The organism is Alteromonas sp. AWQ4_252 (assembly GCF_056158205.1).
The window spans coordinates 4,187,651-4,205,225 of the sequence record NZ_JBSWSV010000001.1 but is presented as its reverse complement, the minus strand read 5'-3'; the positions used below and the strand labels follow the sequence as shown (position 1 = coordinate 4,205,225).

Sequence of the window (17,575 nt, the reverse complement as noted above, 5' to 3'; positions counted from 1 at the left end):
TGGTGCTAATCATTCACATCCAGTTCTTTTAATTTTCGGGTTAGCGTATTACGGCCCCATCCCAGTCTTTTTGCTGCATCCTGCTTGTGGCCGTGAGTATACTGCAGCGCTCTTTCCAACATTATCTTTTCAAATGTCACCATGGCGTCATTGAGAATATTATGGTGGCCTTCCCGTAGCTGAATATCTGCCCATTTTGCCAATAATTCTGGCCAGTCACCTTCGGTAGCAGTCGTCCCTTTGTCTATGCTGCTTTCGCCGTGGATTTCTGGTGGGAGATCGCTGGGCAATACTTCCTGTCCGCTGGCCATTACGGTTAGCCAGCGACATACGTTCTCCAGTTGTCTGACATTACCGGGCCAGGGTAACTGAGTCATGACTTTTTCACTTTCCTTACTCAGTAACTTACTTTCAACGGCAAGCTCCTTCGCTGCAGTACGCAAAAAATGACGAGCGAGCAAAGGAATATCTTCCCGACGCTCTGACAATGCTGGAATGTGAATGCGGATAACGTTTAATCGGTGAAACAAATCTTCCCTGAACTTACCCTCGGCTACCCGTTTTTCAAGATTTTGGTGTGTTGCTGCGATGATCCTGACGTCCACGGTAACCGATTGATGTCCACCTACGCGATAGAATTGACCGTCAGCTAACACGCGCAAGAGTCGTGTCTGCACGTCCAGGGGCATATCACCAATCTCATCAAGAAACAGTGTGCCGCCATTGGCTTGTTCAAAGCGCCCTTGTCGAGCCGTTTGTGCGCCGGTGAACGCGCCTTTCTCATGGCCGAACAGTTCAGATTCAACCAAATCAGCTGGGATCGCAGCCATGTTAAGGGCAATGAACGGGTTTGCTGCTCGGGGGCTGTGTCGGTGCAGCGCTTGGGCAACCAGCTCTTTACCGGTTCCAGACTGACCGTTAATTAATACACTAATAGATGAACGTGAAAGCCTGCCGATGGCTCTGAATACTTCCTGCATAGCAGGTGCTTCACCGATGATCTCTGTTGGCGTTTCGTCAGCTGGTACCTGTAACTGTCTGGTTTGTTCCCGTGCGTGGGCCAACGCGCGCTGAACCAGGGTAACCGCTTCGTCAATGTCGAAAGGCTTAGGCAGGTATTCAAACGCACCGCTTTGATAGGCGTTCACCGCACTGTCTAAATCAGAATGTGCAGTCATGATAATGACTGGAATTAAAGGTGAGATGTTATGTACTTCGTTGAGCAGAACCATGCCGTCCATTTGCGGCATTCTTATATCTGAGACAATCACTTCAGGGCTTTGGCCACTTTGAAGTTGAAGTAAAAGATCTTCAGGGTTTTCAAAACTCAAACATCCAATATTCGCTGCTTGTAATGCTTTTTGTAACACCCAGCGTATGGAACTGTCATCGTCTACTATCCAAACGGATTCACTATTCATTGTCCATCTCCTTTCTGGGAATTGGGAGGTAAAGGGTAAATTTTGTTTTGCCAGGGTGGCTGTCTACTTCAATTTTGCCACCGTGGTGATTAATAAGGGTTTGGGCAATAGACAAACCTAATCCGCTGCCGTTTTGTTTACTGCTAACCATAGGATAGAACAAGGTATCCTGAATTTCGGCAGGGATACCAGGCCCGTTGTCGATAACCTGTATTTTGGCAACCAATGAATGACGTTTACCTAAAATTGTCATTTGGCGATCTATGCGGGTTACCAACCGGATTTGCGGTGAAGGGGTTTTGGCTTCTGTTAGTGCCTGTACACTGTTACGCAGGATATTAAGCACGGATTGCTGGACCATATCTTGATCGACCCGCAGATCAGGGATACTAGGGTCATAATCGCGAATAATGGTGATTGGATTGTCGGAATCAAATTGCATAAGGCTTCTGACTTTTTCAAGTGCCTGATGCAAGTTGCTCCATTCCAAACGAGGCAGTGAATTTGGCCCGAGAAGTCTGTCTACCAGATTGCGAAGTCTGTCTGATTGTTCGACAATCATTTGTGTAAATTCAGCGTGCTCCGGATTAGTTAATTCTTTTTCCAGCAACTGAGCTGCGCCCCTGATCCCACCTAACGGGTTTTTGATTTCATGAGCTAACCCACGGATAAGCTCTCTGGCTGCATCATGTTGTGCATTTTGTTGATTCTCCCGGGAAATACGACGCTGTTGGTCTATACGTCGCACCTCGAACATCAGTTTTGGGCCGTCTTCCGTGTTGAGGTTGGTCACAGTGAGATCAGATAATATGTTTCGCCCATCTTTGAAGCACAGTCGAAGGTCGTTCTCAGTGAAATCTTCCCCTCGCCGCAGCGCAGCTTTCAATCGCACATTGTTGATAGAATTTGGGATAAAAAATTCGGCCAGCTGGTGACCATACAATTGTTTAAAGCCCGTTTCGAACAGCGCTTCACCGGCGTGATTCGCATATACAATTTGTAATTTTTCATTCACCATTACCAACGCGCTGTTGAGGCTATTTAGTAAATGATTGGTATCAAACTCGGAGGCAAACATGCCGAGCAACTCCCATATGCACGATTTTGGTGCATTATAAATTATTATTGCTCAATTAACGCAACTTTAGATAATGTTAGTTTTCTGTCTGAACCCCTATGGTGCGCTACATGCGCCACCATAGTACGTTAATTGGTGTTAATTAACGCCGATGCCTGATGAAGGTAAAGCGTTTGTGAGGGGGTTGATGCAAGAGTCTTGCCCTTATTGTCCAGGATGTCGATATGATAGGTATGGGCACCGCGGTTTATACCTGTGAGGGTAAAAGAACCCGCACTATTTATTCTTGTAGACTGACCATCAAATGTAAGGCGGTAGCGTCCGCGAAAAGAGGGCGATGTACTGGCGGAAATAGTGACGTTGCCCTGGTTGTTGCGAATTGTGGCTTCCGGCTCCGGGGACGTGATTGTGACCTTGTAGCGCGGGGCAGGATTCTCAGGAGTTTGTGGTTTAATCTGCGGCGTGGGTAAGCTGTCGGCAACATTACTGGTGTTGCCCAATAATTCTACCTGAGAAGCGCCTTCCTGAGGCGTATCGGTATACAAAATGGTGCCATCAGCTTGCACGACTTTATAAATGGTCTGCGCCGTCACCGAGCTTGCCAGAAATCCAGACAAAAGCAGTAGCCATTTCATAGGTGCATCGCTCCAGAAACCAGTCATAGTTAATACCAATAACGAACAGCATAGCGCTATACGCTGAATATGCAACTAGCGAGCACAAAAAAGCCCGCGAAAACGCGGGCTTAGCATAGTAAAAAGTAGCTTATACGCTGTAGTACATATCGAACTCTACTGGGTGAGTAGACATGTTCAGAGTGGTTACTTCTTCTGCTTTCAGAGCAATGTAAGCATCAATCATGTCGTCAGTCATAACGCCACCGGCTTTCAAGAAGTCACGGTCATTATCCAAAGCTTCAAGTGCTTGCTCAAGAGAGCTTGCTACTGTCGGGATGTCTTTCGCTTCTTCAGGAGGCAGATCGTACAAATCTTTGTCCATAGAATCACCAGGGTGGATCTTGTTCTGGATACCGTCAAGACCTGCCATGAGCATTGCAGTGAACGCTAGGTAAGGGTTGGCCGTTGGGTCAGGGAAGCGAACTTCGATACGGCGAGCCTTATCACTTGTTACGTAAGGAATACGGATTGATGCAGAGCGGTTACGAGCAGAGTATGCCAACATTACCGGTGCTTCGAACCCTGGAACCAAACGCTTGTACGAGTTGGTTGACGCGTTGGCAAACGCGTTGATGGCACGAGCGTGTTTGATGATACCGCCAATGTAGTACAAGGCTTCTTCAGACAGACCTGCATATTTGTCACCCGCGAAGATGTTTTTACCATCTTTAGCAATTGATTGGTGACAGTGCATACCAGAACCGTTATCGCCAACCAGAGGCTTAGGCATAAAGGTTGCTGATTGACCATACGCATGCGCTACGTTGTGAACAACATACTTGTAAATTTGAATTTCGTCAGCTTTAGACACCAAGGTATTGAAAGCAGCCGCAATTTCGTTCTGACCCGCAGTTGCTACTTCGTGGTGATGCGCTTCAATCACAATACCCATTTCTTCCATTACCAAGCACATAGCGCCACGGATGTCGTGAGCAGAATCTACAGGTGGAACCGGGAAGTAACCGCCTTTAACGCCTGGACGGTGAGCGAGGTTTCCGCCTTCAAACTCAGCGCCAGAATTCCACTTGGCTTCAGAAGAATCAATCTTGAAGAAAGAGCCTGCCATGTCAGTGTGGAATTTCACGTCGTCGAACAAGAAAAACTCTGGCTCAGGGCCAAAGTAACAAGTATCACCAATACCTGTAGACTTCAGATACTCTTCTGCGCGACGTGCAACAGAGCGAGGGTCACGCTCATAACCTTCCATCGTTGATGGCTCAACGATATCACAGCGGATGTTTACTTGCGCTTCTTCGGCAAATGGGTCGACAACTGCTGTCGAAGGGTCAGGCATCAAAATCATGTCTGATTCGTTGATTCCTTTCCAACCAGCGATAGAAGAGCCGTCAAACATTTTGCCTTCTTCAAAGAACTCTTCATCGATTAAATTAGCTGGAATTGAGACGTGTTGCTCTTTACCTTTAGTATCGGTAAAACGCAAATCTACAAATTTAGCTTCACTTTCTTTGATTAGCTCCAATGCCTTATCAATTGCCATTGTGTCCTCCGGGATTATTAGAATAAAACGGAATGAAAATACTCATTCCAAAAAATTGTAGAAACCAGAAAGCGATATTCGTGCCATTTATCCTACTATAGTCTCGGCGCGGCTTAGCAGAGAAAGGGCTGATCCACCGTCGATACGATATGATTCATTTTGGTGCAACGCTGCACCTAAATGGTGAATAAACTCGATTGGTTCCTAGCTTAGCGTAGAGCAAAGGAGGCGGTGATACCAGTGCTATAGAGAGAAAGTCAGTGATCAGCACGCATCAAAGTGCCATGGTCACAAAATTGCAATAAATTAAAGTGAAAAAAGATGCGCAATGTAAAGTGATTTTCTGTACAATCCGCGCACATTTTACTATTCCGAAATTGCAATTCGGTTTGCACACTGCTTCACGACAGTGTTGAACGTGCAAATCACCAAGGCTTAGACCCAATGAACACCACTGATATAAATAAATTACGCAACATAGCAATCATTGCTCACGTTGACCATGGTAAAACCACGCTAGTAGACAAACTGCTTCAGCAATCCGGCACGCTGGAAAGCCGCGGTGAAGCACAAGAACGAGTAATGGATTCCAACGATATAGAAAAAGAACGTGGCATTACTATTCTCGCGAAGAATACTGCCATCAACTGGAATGATTACCGTATTAATATTGTTGATACCCCTGGACACGCCGATTTCGGTGGTGAAGTAGAGCGGGTTATGTCAATGGCTGATTCTGTGTTGTTGCTCGTCGACGCGCAGGAAGGTCCAATGCCGCAAACCCGTTTTGTGACACAGAAAGCTTTTGCGCAAGGGTTGAAGCCTATCGTTGTCATCAACAAAATTGACAAGCCTGGTGCCCGCCCCGACTGGGTGATGGACCAGGTATTTGATTTGTTCGACAACCTTGGTGCCACTGACGAACAACTTGATTTTCAGGTTGTCTATGCGTCAGCACTTAACGGCTGGGCATCCATGGATTCAGATACCCAAGGCGAAGATATGACGCCGCTGTTCCAAATGATAGTGGACCAGGTAGAAGCGCCTAATGCGGATGCTACTGGACCTTTCCAAATGCAAATCTCCCAACTTGATTACAACTCTTATGTTGGTGTTATTGGCGTTGGTCGCGTTACTCGCGGTAGTGTTAAAACCAATCAACAGGTAACGGTTGTTGGTGCAGATGGCAAAACCCGCAATGGCAAAGTTGGTCAGGTACTGGGTTACCTCGGTCTTGAACGTCATGAAGTTGAATCTGCTCATGCAGGTGACATCATCGCAATAACTGGTTTGGGAGAGCTTAAGATCTCTGACACAGTTTGTGATGTAAATGGTGTTGAAGCATTACCACCATTGACCGTTGACGAACCAACAGTAACGATGACATTCCAGGTTAATACTTCTCCATTTTCTGGAAAAGAAGGTAAATATGTTACCTCTCGTAATATTCTCGAACGCTTACAGGATGAACTGATCCACAACGTTGCGCTGCGTGTTGAAGAAACTGATGATCCGGATAAATTCCGTGTTTCAGGTCGCGGTGAGTTGCACCTTGGTATTCTTATCGAAAACATGCGTCGTGAAGGTTACGAACTCGCGGTATCTCGCCCGGAAGTTATTCTCAGAGAAGTTGACGGCGAATTACAAGAGCCATTCGAAACGCTAACCATCGACTGTGAAAGTGAAGATCAAGGCTCGATCATGGAACAACTTGGTTTGCGTAAAGCTGAGCTAACCGATATGTCTCCGGACGGTAAAGGTCGTGTTCGCATGGACTTTGTTATTCCGAGTCGAGGTTTGATTGGTTTCCAGACTGAGTTTATGACTCTGACTTCGGGTTCCGGATTGCTTTATCATACATTCGATCATTACGGTGCGCATAAAGGCGGTGTGATTGGCAAACGTAAAAACGGTGTGCTTATTGCCAATGCCAACGGTAAAGCACTGACTAATGCCCTGTTTAACTTGCAGGAACGTGGTCGCTTGTTCATCGGTCATGGTGTGGAAGTGTATGAAGGCATGATTATCGGTATTCACAGCCGTGAGAACGACCTCACCGTTAATGCGCTGAAAGGCAAACAGTTAACCAACGTACGTGCGTCTGGTACTGATGAGGCGCAAACTTTGGTTCCGCCAATCAAAATGTCTCTGGAACAAGCTTTGGAATTCATCGACGATGATGAACTGGTAGAAGTAACGCCAGAGAGCATTCGCATTCGCAAGAAGCTACTTACTGAGAATGAACGCAAACGCGCGTCTCGTGAGAAAAAGTAATATAGTCTTTCGATTGAAAAAGCGCCATTGGGCGCTTTTTTTTCGCCTAATACATGGTTTTAAAACGCTTTTACAGGCAGTATGTGGTCACGAGTTAATTGAGATGTAAACACCGAGGTGCCATTGTATGGCTGCGTATAACATTGCTGTAATTGATGACGATTCATTGACACTTGATATTGTCAGCTACGCACTTGAGGATTCCATGGACGTGGATCTATTTGCCTTCAGTCGCAGCGAAATGGCGCGGGAGTTTCTTCTCAGTCCTTCAGGAAAGCAACTGTCGCTCATAATCAGTGATCAGAATATGCCTCAGTACGACGGTTTGACGCTACTTAAAGAATGTCGTTCTGCCGGGGTAAATTCGCCATTTATTCTTCTTACCGCTGATGCCACCAGAGAGACGGTCATTGCCGCTAAAAAAGGCGGTGCCACACAGTTTTTGGCAAAACCTTTTACCACTGAAGATCTCATTAGCAAAGTGAAAGCTTTGCTCGTTTAATGGTTGCGTCTGGTCAAAGCGGGTCTTAGCCTTTACACTCTTCATTTATTTGTGCGAACAGAGTTTGCACATCTTTTTTATATTTTCATTTTTCATCGTTTTACAGGAAGCTTATCGTGCAATTCAACTTTGATGAGACGCCATCCCGTCAGGATACTTTTTCTTTTAAATGGCAAAAATATGCCGGACAGGACATCATTCCAGCTTGGGTAGCGGACACGGAATTTAAGTGTGCCCCGCCTATCCTCAAGGCGTTAACTGCAAAAGTTGAGCACGGTAATTTAGGCTATGTTTTACCCGCGCAATATCAGCCAGCAATTGGCGCGGTACAGCGTTGGTTAAAAGAAAAACACGCCTGGGAGATTGATCCGGACTGGCTGGTTTGGACGCCCGGCGTTGTGCCTGCATTTAACATTGCATGTAAAGCCTATTGTGAACCAGGTGACAAGGTGATGGTGCAGACGCCAAACTATCCTCCGTTATTAGCCGCCCCCAAAATTAACGGCTTGGAACGGGTTGATATTGGAACTGTTACCGTCGATGGACGGCCAACCATTGACTTTGCAGAGCTTGAAACCCAGGCCGCTGATCCAAAGTGCAAGTTACTGATCCTCTGTAATCCCATGAATCCGGTGGGAAGTGTATTGAGCCAGGCTGAAATTGACAGGATTGCCACACTTTGCAGAGAGAACCAGGTAAAGCTGTGTTCAGATGAAATTCACTGTGACCTAATATTGGATGAGTCGGCTACCCATATACCTGCCGGTCGCGAAGCCGCTCTGAAAGATATTAGTGTAACCCTGATGGCCGCGAGTAAAACTTTTAACGTCGCAGGCCTGGGCGCGTCATTTGCCATTATTCCCGATAGAAAAATGCGCCAAGCATTTGTAAATGCAGCCGCAGGTCACATGCCGTGGGTTAATGTGCTGGGGCTGGTGGCCACTGAAGCCGCTTTCACTCACTGTGATCAGTGGCACGCTGAGCTACTTACTTACCTCAGAGGGAATCAGGAGCGTGTCATTGAAGTAGTGAATAGCGTTCCAGGCTTATCTGTGCATAAGGCCCAGGCAACGTTCTTAGCGTGGGTAGATGGCAGTGGACTAAATGTTCCCAACGTTCAGAAATGGGCGGAGAGTCGGGGTGTTGGTCCATCACCTGGTAGTGATTTTCTCGCTCCCGAGTTCCTGCGTATTAACTTTGGCTGTAGCAGGGATATGCTCGATAAAATACTGAGCCGGTTAGCCGGAAAATAATTGCAATAGCTTGTTACCCGCAAGTGCAATGATGAATATCACCGTCAGGCCACCAAGCAAATTGCTTAGAGTGCTATTTCTAAATGTCGCGGGTACAGCTTTTTGGTTCATTACCGCCAGCAAAAATACAGCTACTACGGGCAACAGCAGGGCGTTGGCTGCCTGCGCAAAAATAATAGCGGTAAGTGGTTTAAAACCAGCACTGGCAACAATGATCCCGATACCAATAATTAGCCCCCATATTGTTTTAAAAAAAGGCGAATGCAAATCAGCGGGTTTCCCCAGCGCACCACAAATGGCATAAGCTGCTGCAAGTGGAGCGGTGATTGCGCTAGTGAGACCCGCAGCTAACATGCCTGCACCGAAAAACCAGGTTGCTTTATCGCCTAAAACCGGAGCAAGCTGCTCACTCATATTTCCCGCATTTAACGTCATTGCGTGGCCAAAAAATGCTGTCATTGCCGTGGCGACTATCACTATTGTTATCACTCCACCGAAACCAATAGCAAATGCAGATTGGCGTCTGCAGGTTTTGATAGCCGCAGTCTTGTCCTGGCCCTTGTAAGCTTGTGCAACGAGACTTGCGTGAAGGAAGAGATTATAAGGCACAATAGTAGTACCAATAAGGGCAAGAACCATTGTGGTGGTAAGGCTATCGAAGCGAGGGGTAACTAATTGGGTTGCCATGGCGGCCAGATCTGGTTTTGCGACAATAAGCGTGATCATGAATACCAACGCCATTAATGTAACCAATCCGACCAACACACTCTCAATTAGTTTGTACTTTCCTGAGTAAAGCAATACTGCTGCAATCAAACCCAGGATACCTGCCCATAAAGAGACGCCAATAGGTGCGATACTGTGCAGGCCAATGGCGGCTCCTGTGAGGTTGCCGGACTCGTATGCCGCATTACCCAAGCCTATTGCTGAAATAATAAGTACAACAGATAGTTTTTGAAGAAAGGGATTGTCAGAAAGTGCTACCAGGCAATGGGCGAGACTTTTCCCAGTACCAATGCCAAGTCGGGCTGCCATGTCTTGTAATACTATGGTGGCGAAAATCGAGAAAAGCAGCGCCCATACTAAGTGAAACCCGAACTGTGCTCCAGCCAGGCTGGCGGTTGTCACAGTTCCGGGCCCAATAAACGCAGCGGCGATGATAAATCCAGATTTGTCTTTGGCCATAAAGGTGTTCCAATTCATTTTTTTACTATTAGACTAAGCAGCATAACGATTAACTGATACAAGGCAAGGTGTAGGACAAAATGGCAGCTTCCGGCACACAATTTATTGATTTATATACCTCTGCTACTTATCGCTCAGTGTTACCAGAGCGTTCTTTTGCGGAGGGTTTCATTTTTGCCGTCGCCGCTTGTCCGGAAATCCCCATGCCAGAGACCTGGATGCCCTGGCTTGTTCAGGGAAACAGAGAGTCACATCCGTCGCTTTCGATGGACACGTTGGCAGAAGGATTGATGCATGCTCTACGAGAAACGCTGGGAAAAATGCGTGGGGAAATAGGTTGTATGCCTCAAGCCTATTTGCGGTTACAGGAAAATGGCGAGGTTGCCTCAGATCTGGAAAAATGGCTAACTGGCTTGCTTGCCGCACATAAGCAACTCGAACCTTGCTGGCAGCGTGCCTGGACCTTGGCTGCAGAGTTAGAAAAAAGCACTTCTACTGATAAGCAAGAAGCGCCGGAGAAACGATTACGTCGCTGTTTATCACTTTTTTCTACCCTGGCGGATGTTGAATTGGCTCTGTCGATGAGAAATGAGGAAAATGCAACTCAATTAAAAGAGCATATGCCGGCGCTTGTTAAACAAATACCCAGCATGTTGAAAGAATATATTGCATTGGCCGGGGAGTTAGCCGCAGTATTACCTAATCAGTTTGAAACTTTCGTTAAAAATCAGTGATTTTCTAACGGTTGCGTTGCGAGAGACGCTGCCTGACTGAACTAATATAGTTATCGAGTTCGGTCTTTGCGTCTTCATAAGCAAGATTAAGTTCCTCAGAGTCAGGTTCTCTAAGTAACGCTTGGAAAGCGAGGTCTGTTTTTTCAAGAAGTGCTTTGAGATGTTCGTTGCTTACATCCATGTATTTTCCGCCAGTTAAATTAGAAAGACCCGATACGAGCGCAATTACTTCCATTAACTACGCAATTGTAGACCAATGCGGTTCAAAATGGTTTTACCACAGCAAGAACAACTATGGCAAGCAGAAGTAAAACCGGTGCTTCATTTAATATGCGGTAGAACTTAGACGAATGGTTATTTTCATCCCGTTCGAACGCTTTCATTAGTTTATATAAATAGATGTGATAGCCATAAATAGCAAGTAAAAGTGTAAGCTTCACGTGCAGCCAGCCAGACGCTTTAAACCAAGCCATACCATACATATAAATAAGTGTTATACCGAACACGGCAGTTAATATGGCAAAAGGGGTGACAAAAAACCACAACCTCCTTTCCATAATGCAGAACTGGCTTTTTACGTTGGCGTCAGAAGTGTTTGCGTGATAGACAAACAGCCGTGGCAGGTAAAAGATACCGGCAAGCCAGGCAACCATGAAAAATACGTGTAGCGCTTTTATCCATAAAATCATGTGAAACCTCTTAATATTGCGCTCGCTGTAAGAAGGTTTGAAGAATATTCCACGTAATTACGCCTTCTATTTCCTGGGGAGATTGACCGTAGATATATACTGCGCCAGTCCTGCCATTTTTTAGCTTTTCGTACACCTCATGTAACGTAGACTGATTACTCAACCCTTCCATACTAGAGTAACTCAAAGGCTGTGCGTTGTGGTCAAGGCTGACGTCGTACTGCACCAACGTATACTGTACGTCGAGTTCTGTTCTGCTTTTCTGAACCACAATATAAGTTGGGTTTGCTGACAGGTATTGTTCCAGTGCTAGCTCCGGTGCGTCAATAAAAAGTTTGTAATCTTTTGTCATCGCAGCGATAACACCGGTTTTTTCAAGGGATTCCCGAATGGAGGAAATCGCGTACGGCAAATTCTGATAATCGAGTTGACGGATAAAGATAGAACGATTGCCTAAAAACTGAGTTGCTGTGACATAAGCGGGCACGATGACCAGCATGGCGGGTAGAATAATTTGCGGGCTGTAGGATAGCTCCATTACCGCAGATAGCGCCGCTAATGGAGCGTGTAATACGGCTGTGAGCATACCCGCCACGCCAAGTAATGCGAAGCTGCTATTGTATTCATCCACATTGACAACAGTTTGAAGCGGCATGAGAAGCAGCGAGCCTGCGAGCATGCCAATTACCATGACCGGCCCAATAATGCCCCCGGGCACGCCCAGGCCGATTGCAAAGACGGCCAGAAGCAGCTTAGACACAAGTATTGCCAACAGTAGCCAGCTACCCGGATGGGAGTCGAACAAATGTTCAACATCAATAAAATTCGCTCCCAGGCTTTCTGGCAGGATCATGCCTACTATGCCGGTAATCAGTGCTGCCAGGACTAAGCGCCACATCATATTGATGTGACGAAAAAGTCGCATAATACGCATCAATTGTGAGTTGAATAAGGTTGCGATGCCACCGAGTACGATCCCTAACAGAATGAAGTACAAATACATCCATTCATCAAAGGCGGCAATGGCGAGAAACGACAACTCATTCACTTCACCAAACACCGACCGCGTGAGTACAGAGCCTACGGCAGCGGCAAGCATAACCGGAACAAAAATGTGGATCTTGTATTCTCTTAACACCACTTCCATAACAAAAATAACAGCGGCAAAGGGCGTGTTGAAGGAGGCAGATATACCCGCTGCAATACCACATCCGGCAAGAATGCGAATGCTGTTATAGGGCAGGCGTAACCACTGCCCTAAAAAACTACTGCCTGATGCACCAATATGAACCGAAGGCCCTTCCCTGCCGACAACAAAACCGCCAGCGAGGGCGAACATACCACCAAAAAATTGATTGATTGTGGTACGAAAGGGCACCACACCATAATGGTGTTTCACACGGTGAATAATAAAAGGTATACCCATACGGTAATGTTTAAAACCTGTGAGGAAGGCGATGAGTAGAATAACAAAGACAGCCCCCAAGGGCATGAGGAACCAGACAAGCCAGGTTTCACTTACTAACTCTGTGAGTGTTGACAGCGCTGTGTTCTGTACCCATTCAACACAAAGTCTGAAAACGATGATAAGCGCAGCAGCAATAAGTCCACCAAGAATACCAAGTATACAAACCTGTACAGAAGTTCTGGGGTGGGCAAGTTCCTCTCTGAGCGATGAAAAACGCATTTAACTGGCTTATCCGTTTATAATAGGGTTATCTTAACATAGGTACAGAGTTATCCTATCAGGATCTAACACGTTCTGTGCCAAATTGTGTACGTTAAATAAGGTTCGTCACTATGAAAGTCCCTCTTAAACGGGCTGAATTTATTGAAAAGTGGGGAAAATACCGCTTTACCGTCGTTTGTATTATATTTCTCTTGGTGATGATGGTTTTCGGCTATCAACTTGCGCTTTTTAATCATAAAGAAATGAAAAAGCAGCAGGCCAGCGAGCAACAAAGCCTGGCTTACGTGCAGGCAGAAAATAGCCAGTTAAGAAAGAAGGTAAGTGCCCTGGAAGTGGCCAGTGTCTTGGCGAGAAAAAAGGCGCAAGCGCTAACGCAAACGACTGAAAAAGACCGGCTGCATATACAGGAACTTGAGCAGCAACTGGCGTTCTATCAACGGGTTGTCGCTCCGGAAGAAACCCAGGATGGTTTTTTAGTGGATGGGATACAAGTTGAAGCCACAGCCAGTGTGCGAAATTATCGTCTGACAGCCGTTTTACTTCAGCGCAACACCAATAAGTCACTAATAAAAGGTGAGTTGACGATATTGCTAGAAGGTAGTTTTAACGGTAAACCACGAACCCTTTCGGGAGAAGATCTTGCCGCTGAACCCCAAATTAAATGGGGGTTTCGTTTTTTTCAGCCCATCGATTATACCTTTACCTTACCTGAAGGGTTTACGCCTGAGCGTATTGTCTTACAAACGCCCGTTTACCAGTGGAAAACTCGCCGTGGCGACTATAATCGTATTGTTAATTGGCAGGATGCCCTTACATCTATCAATAGTGAGGGCGATGTAATGTAATTCTGGCTTTCTTGCTTCTATGCATAGCGAGGTTGTCTCGTATTCAGAAACAAGCCCCAGCAACACTCCCTCGGGAGTTGATCACGATAGTCAGGTGTTAGATAATTAACGCCTATGCAGGCGTACTGCCTGAGCGCGTTAAGTGAGGTAATAAATGTCTGTTGAAATGGCGCTGCCAATTGAGTTTTCCGATTCGGCTGCACAAAAGGTAAAAGAATTGGTGATGGAAGAAGAGAATCCGTCACTGAAACTGCGTGTGTACGTTACCGGTGGCGGGTGCTCGGGCTTTCAATATGGGTTCACGTTTGATGAAAAGGTGAATGATGGCGATATGACCATCGAGAAAGATTCCGTCACCTTGGTTGTTGATCCGATGAGCTTGCAATACCTGGTTGGCGGCACAGTAGATTACGTTGACGGCCTGGAGGGCTCGCGTTTTCTTGTCAATAACCCCAATGCTACGACCACCTGTGGTTGTGGTTCAAGTTTCAGTATTTAATAGCATGTAATTTGTCTGAACGATGCTGTTCACCGGCCTTTCAGACAAATTTATCTTGTTGCAATACTTCAGCTATACCTTTTCTCGTTATTTCCCTTTAGTGTAATGGTGTTTGATCAAACACGGTTTTGCCATTTGTAATGGGAGAGAGTTAACAATGAAACTGTATGGTTCTACTACATCGCCTTTTGTCCGTCGTATTCGCATTGTGTTAGCTAATACTGAGCACGAATTTCACAACCTGAATATATTTGAGGGTGAAGGAAGAGACATACTGGCTGCAAAAAACCCCACACTAAAAGTGCCTTGTCTTGAAGATGAAGGGCAATTGATTTTTGACTCCAGAGTTATATACAGTTATTTACTTGCCAAATTTGATTTGCCACCTTTGAGCTGGGATCAGGAAAATCAACTTACTCTTATCGATGGTGCTAACGACTCATTTGTTGAACTTTTTTTATTAAAGCGTTCTGGTATCGAGACTAACGATAAACAGCTTTTTGTCCGCCTGCAAAAAGAGCGAATTGCGTCAACGTTAACATTGCTTAACGAGATGGTCGACGCTGGAGAGTTCGATGGGTGGGGATATCCCTCCATCGCTTTGTTTACCCTGATTGATTGGGTAGAGTTTCGCGAGTTACATCCGTTAACCGGTTTAAATGCTTTAAAAGCGTTCCGCGAAAAACACATTGATCGCATCGAGGTAACGGCCACTGATCCGAGAGTATAGTCGCTAGTACCCCTGACTGAAATCGAACTGATGAAGCAGCGGGCTATTGGTGAGAAAGCGCTGTAAGTTTTCTGCAAACAGTTCAGCCACATCCTCGGGGCGTGATTCCGCCGCGGTGTGTTGTGTTACCCGAATGTCAGGATGACACCAAAAAGGGTGAGAGTCGGGCAGTGGTTCCTCGTTAAAGACATCGAGTACAGCAGCGTGCAGTTGATTGCTGTCAAGAGCATCAATGAGGTCGGTTTCCACAACGGCTGAACCTCTACCTGCATTGATCAGTACACAATGGGCGGGAAGTGCCTCAAAAAAGGTACTGTCGAGTAAGCCTGAGGTTGAGGGAGTATCTGGCATCAAGTTAAACACGAAATCACATTTCTTTGCGAAATCTAACCGCTGCTCAACATTAAAGTTATACTTGTAGCCGTTTTGAGGCGTACCTCGCCGACTGAGACCGATGACGTGCATGCCAAAGACATCTGCGACAGGTAATAAGTGCTGTGCAATTGAACCTGTACCCATGATCCCGAGCGTTTTCCCCTGCAATCTGGAGTATGACGGCACAGACCATTTTGCGTTTCTTTGCGCCGTGTCGAATGCATCCACATTGCGGCTATAGTGCAATAAATAGGTAAACAGATATTCTCGCATGGGAACGCCGAACATGCCTTTGGCTGCAGTGAGTATATAATCTTGTTTTTCGAGAGTCAGTAAAGGCCGATTCCCTGCCCAAATTGACTGGCACCACTGAAGAGCCGGCATCGCTGGAATTATGTTGGCTGCAAGGTCGGGATCAGCAAGTAACAGGGTTACTTCCTTTGTATTCACGTCCTTTGGCTCTGAAGTAATGCATTGCAACTTCACATTGTTCGGCAGCAATGCCGGTATAAGCGCCTCATAGTGTGTGGCTTCTTTGGTGAGAACGGCAAGGTAATGATGCATTACTACGCTCCTTCTGTTTGCATTGATTGTGAGCCACAAAAAAGCCCGCGTTGCGGGCTTTACGTTCAATAACTCTTTTGTGTTTAAACCACTACTTCATGGCCAACATGATGCGCTTGGTATTGTCGAGCTGCTGCATTCGAACTTCGGCAATTTTCATGAACGCGTCTTTCTGTTTGGCGTCGATAGGTCTGGCTTTAGGCAGCTCTACCGTTCTTGGGTTACGATGCACACCGTCGACTAGGAATTCATAATGCAGGTGTGCTCCTGTGACCATGCCGGTAGACCCCAGATAACCGACGGTTTGACCCTGTTTAACTGTGTCGCCTTTTTTGACGCCACGTTTCTTAAGGTGCAAATACTTGGTTACGTATTTTTCTCCGTGTTGAACAAATACATAATTACCGTTAAAGCGGTTATAAGACGCTTCAATAACTTTGCCATCTCCCGAAGACATTACCGGAGTACCTACAGCGGCAACGTAGTCAGTACCGTTATGTGCTTTCCAGCGTTTTTGAACCGGATGAAATCTGGCTTTGGTAAAGTTAGAACTCACGTACTTAAAGTTGATAGGCGCGCGCAAAAAGCTTTTACGCATACTGCGGCCTTCAGGCGTATAATAATTGCCATCGTCGTGCTGAATAGCCACGAATCGCTCGCCCTGATTCACAAACTCTGCGGCGACGATATCGCCGTAACCAACAAACTCGCCATCGATATAATTTTCTTCATAAACGATATTGAAGGTATCACCTTGACGGATACCCATGGCAAAGTCGATATCCCAGCCAAACATGCCCGCAAGGTGCATAATTTGATTGTCGGTGAGCCCGGCATCTACACCTGCATTCCAAAAGCTGCTGTCAATTTCACCTTGCGCAAAGTTATAGCGGGTTTCACATTCCTTCGATTCCAACTCCGCGGTTAGCTTACCGCTTTCAACATCGCGCTGGATCAGCAAGGTTTCATTAAAAGACACTGCGTATCTCAAGCCGCTGAAGCTTCCGTCTTCTGCGCCGCGAAGTGAAAGTTCATCGCCAGGAATAAGCGTAACCAGTGTTTTCGCTAATTCACCCGCTTGGGTGACGTCGTAAGTATCCCGTGCAGAGAAACCCGCGCGTTTGAAGATTTTAGCCAGGGTATCGCCCCGGCCTACACTAAAGGTTTCCCAGTCGCCTTCGTCTTCTTCGATAAACACGTTAGAAGAATCCACAACGGAAAGCTCAAGTGGATAACGCACACCCGCATCAAGAACGAGAGACTCCTGATGACGACTTGCTTCTACTGGTTCGGATGGGAGCAAGATAAGCCCGCCAAGCAACAGAGAGGCCGCGACCAAGCCGGTACGGTGTGGTTTGGGAAGTTGTTTAAATGTTTTTAGCACCACGGTATATATCAATCTTATAGTTTTGCTCAGTTTGAGAATATCGCGTTACACCGCGACTTTCCACCAAAGCGCCTTAAATTTAAAGAACATTCATCAATCGGCGCGTATTTTTGATGTTCAAGACTTTCAAAGGTTCACCGGGATGCGTAAAATGCCCCGACTTAATTTTTCCAG

Annotated in this window: 17 protein-coding genes; 7 read left to right on the top strand and 10 right to left on the bottom strand. The window is 46.2% G+C overall.

The annotated features are described in order from the left end of the window. Positions 1 to 5 precede the first annotated feature (5 nt). From glnG to glnA, 4 genes are all read right to left on the bottom strand, one after another. Positions 6 to 1,421 carry a nitrogen regulation protein NR(I) gene (glnG, locus tag ACXACM_RS18465; RefSeq protein ID WP_474823589.1) on the bottom strand — a complete coding sequence of 472 codons (1,416 nt, stop codon included), beginning with the start codon at positions 1,419 to 1,421 and terminating at the stop codon, positions 6 to 8. Next, complete coding sequence (gene glnL / locus ACXACM_RS18460) at positions 1,414 to 2,499, bottom strand: nitrogen regulation protein NR(II) (protein ID WP_474823587.1); 1,086 nt, start codon at positions 2,497 to 2,499, stop codon at positions 1,414 to 1,416. The genes glnG and glnL overlap by 8 nt, the downstream gene beginning before the upstream one ends. Positions 2,500 to 2,627: 128 nt before the next feature. Continuing rightward, positions 2,628 to 3,161, bottom strand: coding sequence for a DUF4124 domain-containing protein (locus ACXACM_RS18455; RefSeq protein WP_474823586.1), 534 nt, complete (start codon positions 3,159 to 3,161; stop codon positions 2,628 to 2,630). Positions 3,162 to 3,264: 103 nt separating this feature from the next. Beyond that, entirely contained in the window at positions 3,265 to 4,674 is a 1,410-nt protein-coding gene (gene glnA / locus ACXACM_RS18450) for a glutamate--ammonia ligase (RefSeq protein WP_474823585.1), read from the bottom strand. 444 nt (positions 4,675 to 5,118) lie between these two features. On the opposite strand from glnA, the gene typA reads away from it, so the two are divergent. The 3 genes from typA to ACXACM_RS18435 all read left to right on the top strand — a co-directional run bounded on the left by typA (position 5,119) and on the right by ACXACM_RS18435 (position 8,703). Then, complete coding sequence (gene typA, locus ACXACM_RS18445) at positions 5,119 to 6,948, top strand: translational GTPase TypA (RefSeq protein WP_474823583.1); 1,830 nt, start codon at positions 5,119 to 5,121, stop codon at positions 6,946 to 6,948. A gap of 127 nt (positions 6,949 to 7,075) precedes the next feature. Further along, the gene (locus ACXACM_RS18440) at positions 7,076 to 7,450 is read left to right on the top strand and encodes a response regulator (RefSeq protein WP_474823582.1); all 375 of its coding nucleotides are present in this window, start codon (positions 7,076 to 7,078) and stop codon (positions 7,448 to 7,450) included. A gap of 116 nt (positions 7,451 to 7,566) precedes the next feature. Next, positions 7,567 to 8,703 carry a MalY/PatB family protein gene (locus tag ACXACM_RS18435; RefSeq protein ID WP_474823580.1) on the top strand — a complete coding sequence of 379 codons (1,137 nt, stop codon included), beginning with the start codon at positions 7,567 to 7,569 and terminating at the stop codon, positions 8,701 to 8,703. Here the strand turns inward: ACXACM_RS18435 and ACXACM_RS18430 are convergent. Beyond that, positions 8,689 to 9,888 (bottom strand): Nramp family divalent metal transporter, encoded by a 1,200-nt coding sequence (locus ACXACM_RS18430; RefSeq protein ID WP_474823579.1) that lies wholly within the window; start codon positions 9,886 to 9,888, stop codon positions 8,689 to 8,691. The genes ACXACM_RS18435 and ACXACM_RS18430 overlap by 15 nt on opposite strands. Positions 9,889 to 9,968: 80 nt before the next feature. On the opposite strand from ACXACM_RS18430, the gene ACXACM_RS18425 reads away from it, so the two are divergent. Next, positions 9,969 to 10,622, top strand: a complete 654-nt coding sequence (locus tag ACXACM_RS18425) for a UPF0149 family protein (RefSeq protein WP_474823578.1) — start codon at positions 9,969 to 9,971, stop codon at positions 10,620 to 10,622. A gap of 4 nt (positions 10,623 to 10,626) precedes the next feature. Here the strand turns inward: ACXACM_RS18425 and ACXACM_RS18420 are convergent, their stop codons facing one another. The 3 genes from ACXACM_RS18420 to ACXACM_RS18410 form a co-directional block, all read right to left on the bottom strand. Further along, positions 10,627 to 10,803: a hypothetical protein gene (locus ACXACM_RS18420; RefSeq protein ID WP_474823577.1), complete on the bottom strand. Its 177-nt coding sequence runs from the start codon at positions 10,801 to 10,803 to the stop codon at positions 10,627 to 10,629. A gap of 82 nt (positions 10,804 to 10,885) precedes the next feature. Next, entirely contained in the window at positions 10,886 to 11,311 is a 426-nt protein-coding gene (locus tag ACXACM_RS18415) for a CopD family protein (RefSeq protein ID WP_474823575.1), read from the bottom strand. A gap of 10 nt (positions 11,312 to 11,321) precedes the next feature. Then, entirely contained in the window at positions 11,322 to 12,998 is a 1,677-nt protein-coding gene (locus ACXACM_RS18410) for a chloride channel protein (protein ID WP_474823574.1), read from the bottom strand. A gap of 113 nt (positions 12,999 to 13,111) precedes the next feature. Between ACXACM_RS18410 and ACXACM_RS18405 the strand changes: the two genes are divergently transcribed. From ACXACM_RS18405 to ACXACM_RS18395, 3 genes are all read left to right on the top strand, one after another. Continuing rightward, positions 13,112 to 13,846 (top strand): DUF6776 family protein, encoded by a 735-nt coding sequence (locus ACXACM_RS18405; RefSeq protein ID WP_474823573.1) that lies wholly within the window; start codon positions 13,112 to 13,114, stop codon positions 13,844 to 13,846. A 154-nt stretch (positions 13,847 to 14,000) separates the two neighbouring features. Further along, positions 14,001 to 14,345, top strand: a complete 345-nt coding sequence (gene erpA, locus ACXACM_RS18400) for an iron-sulfur cluster insertion protein ErpA (protein ID WP_474823571.1) — start codon at positions 14,001 to 14,003, stop codon at positions 14,343 to 14,345. Between the two features lie 157 nt (positions 14,346 to 14,502). Continuing rightward, positions 14,503 to 15,075: a glutathione S-transferase family protein gene (locus ACXACM_RS18395; protein ID WP_474823570.1), complete on the top strand. Its 573-nt coding sequence runs from the start codon at positions 14,503 to 14,505 to the stop codon at positions 15,073 to 15,075. Positions 15,076 to 15,078: 3 nt separating this feature from the next. Here the strand turns inward: ACXACM_RS18395 and ACXACM_RS18390 are convergent, their stop codons facing one another. Together ACXACM_RS18390 and ACXACM_RS18385 are read right to left on the bottom strand one after the other, a co-directional pair. Continuing rightward, positions 15,079 to 16,014 (bottom strand): D-2-hydroxyacid dehydrogenase, encoded by a 936-nt coding sequence (locus ACXACM_RS18390; protein WP_474823569.1) that lies wholly within the window; start codon positions 16,012 to 16,014, stop codon positions 15,079 to 15,081. A gap of 91 nt (positions 16,015 to 16,105) precedes the next feature. Next, positions 16,106 to 17,401, bottom strand: coding sequence for an OapA family protein (locus tag ACXACM_RS18385; protein ID WP_474823567.1), 1,296 nt, complete (start codon positions 17,399 to 17,401; stop codon positions 16,106 to 16,108). Between the last annotated feature and the right edge of the window lie 174 nt (positions 17,402 to 17,575).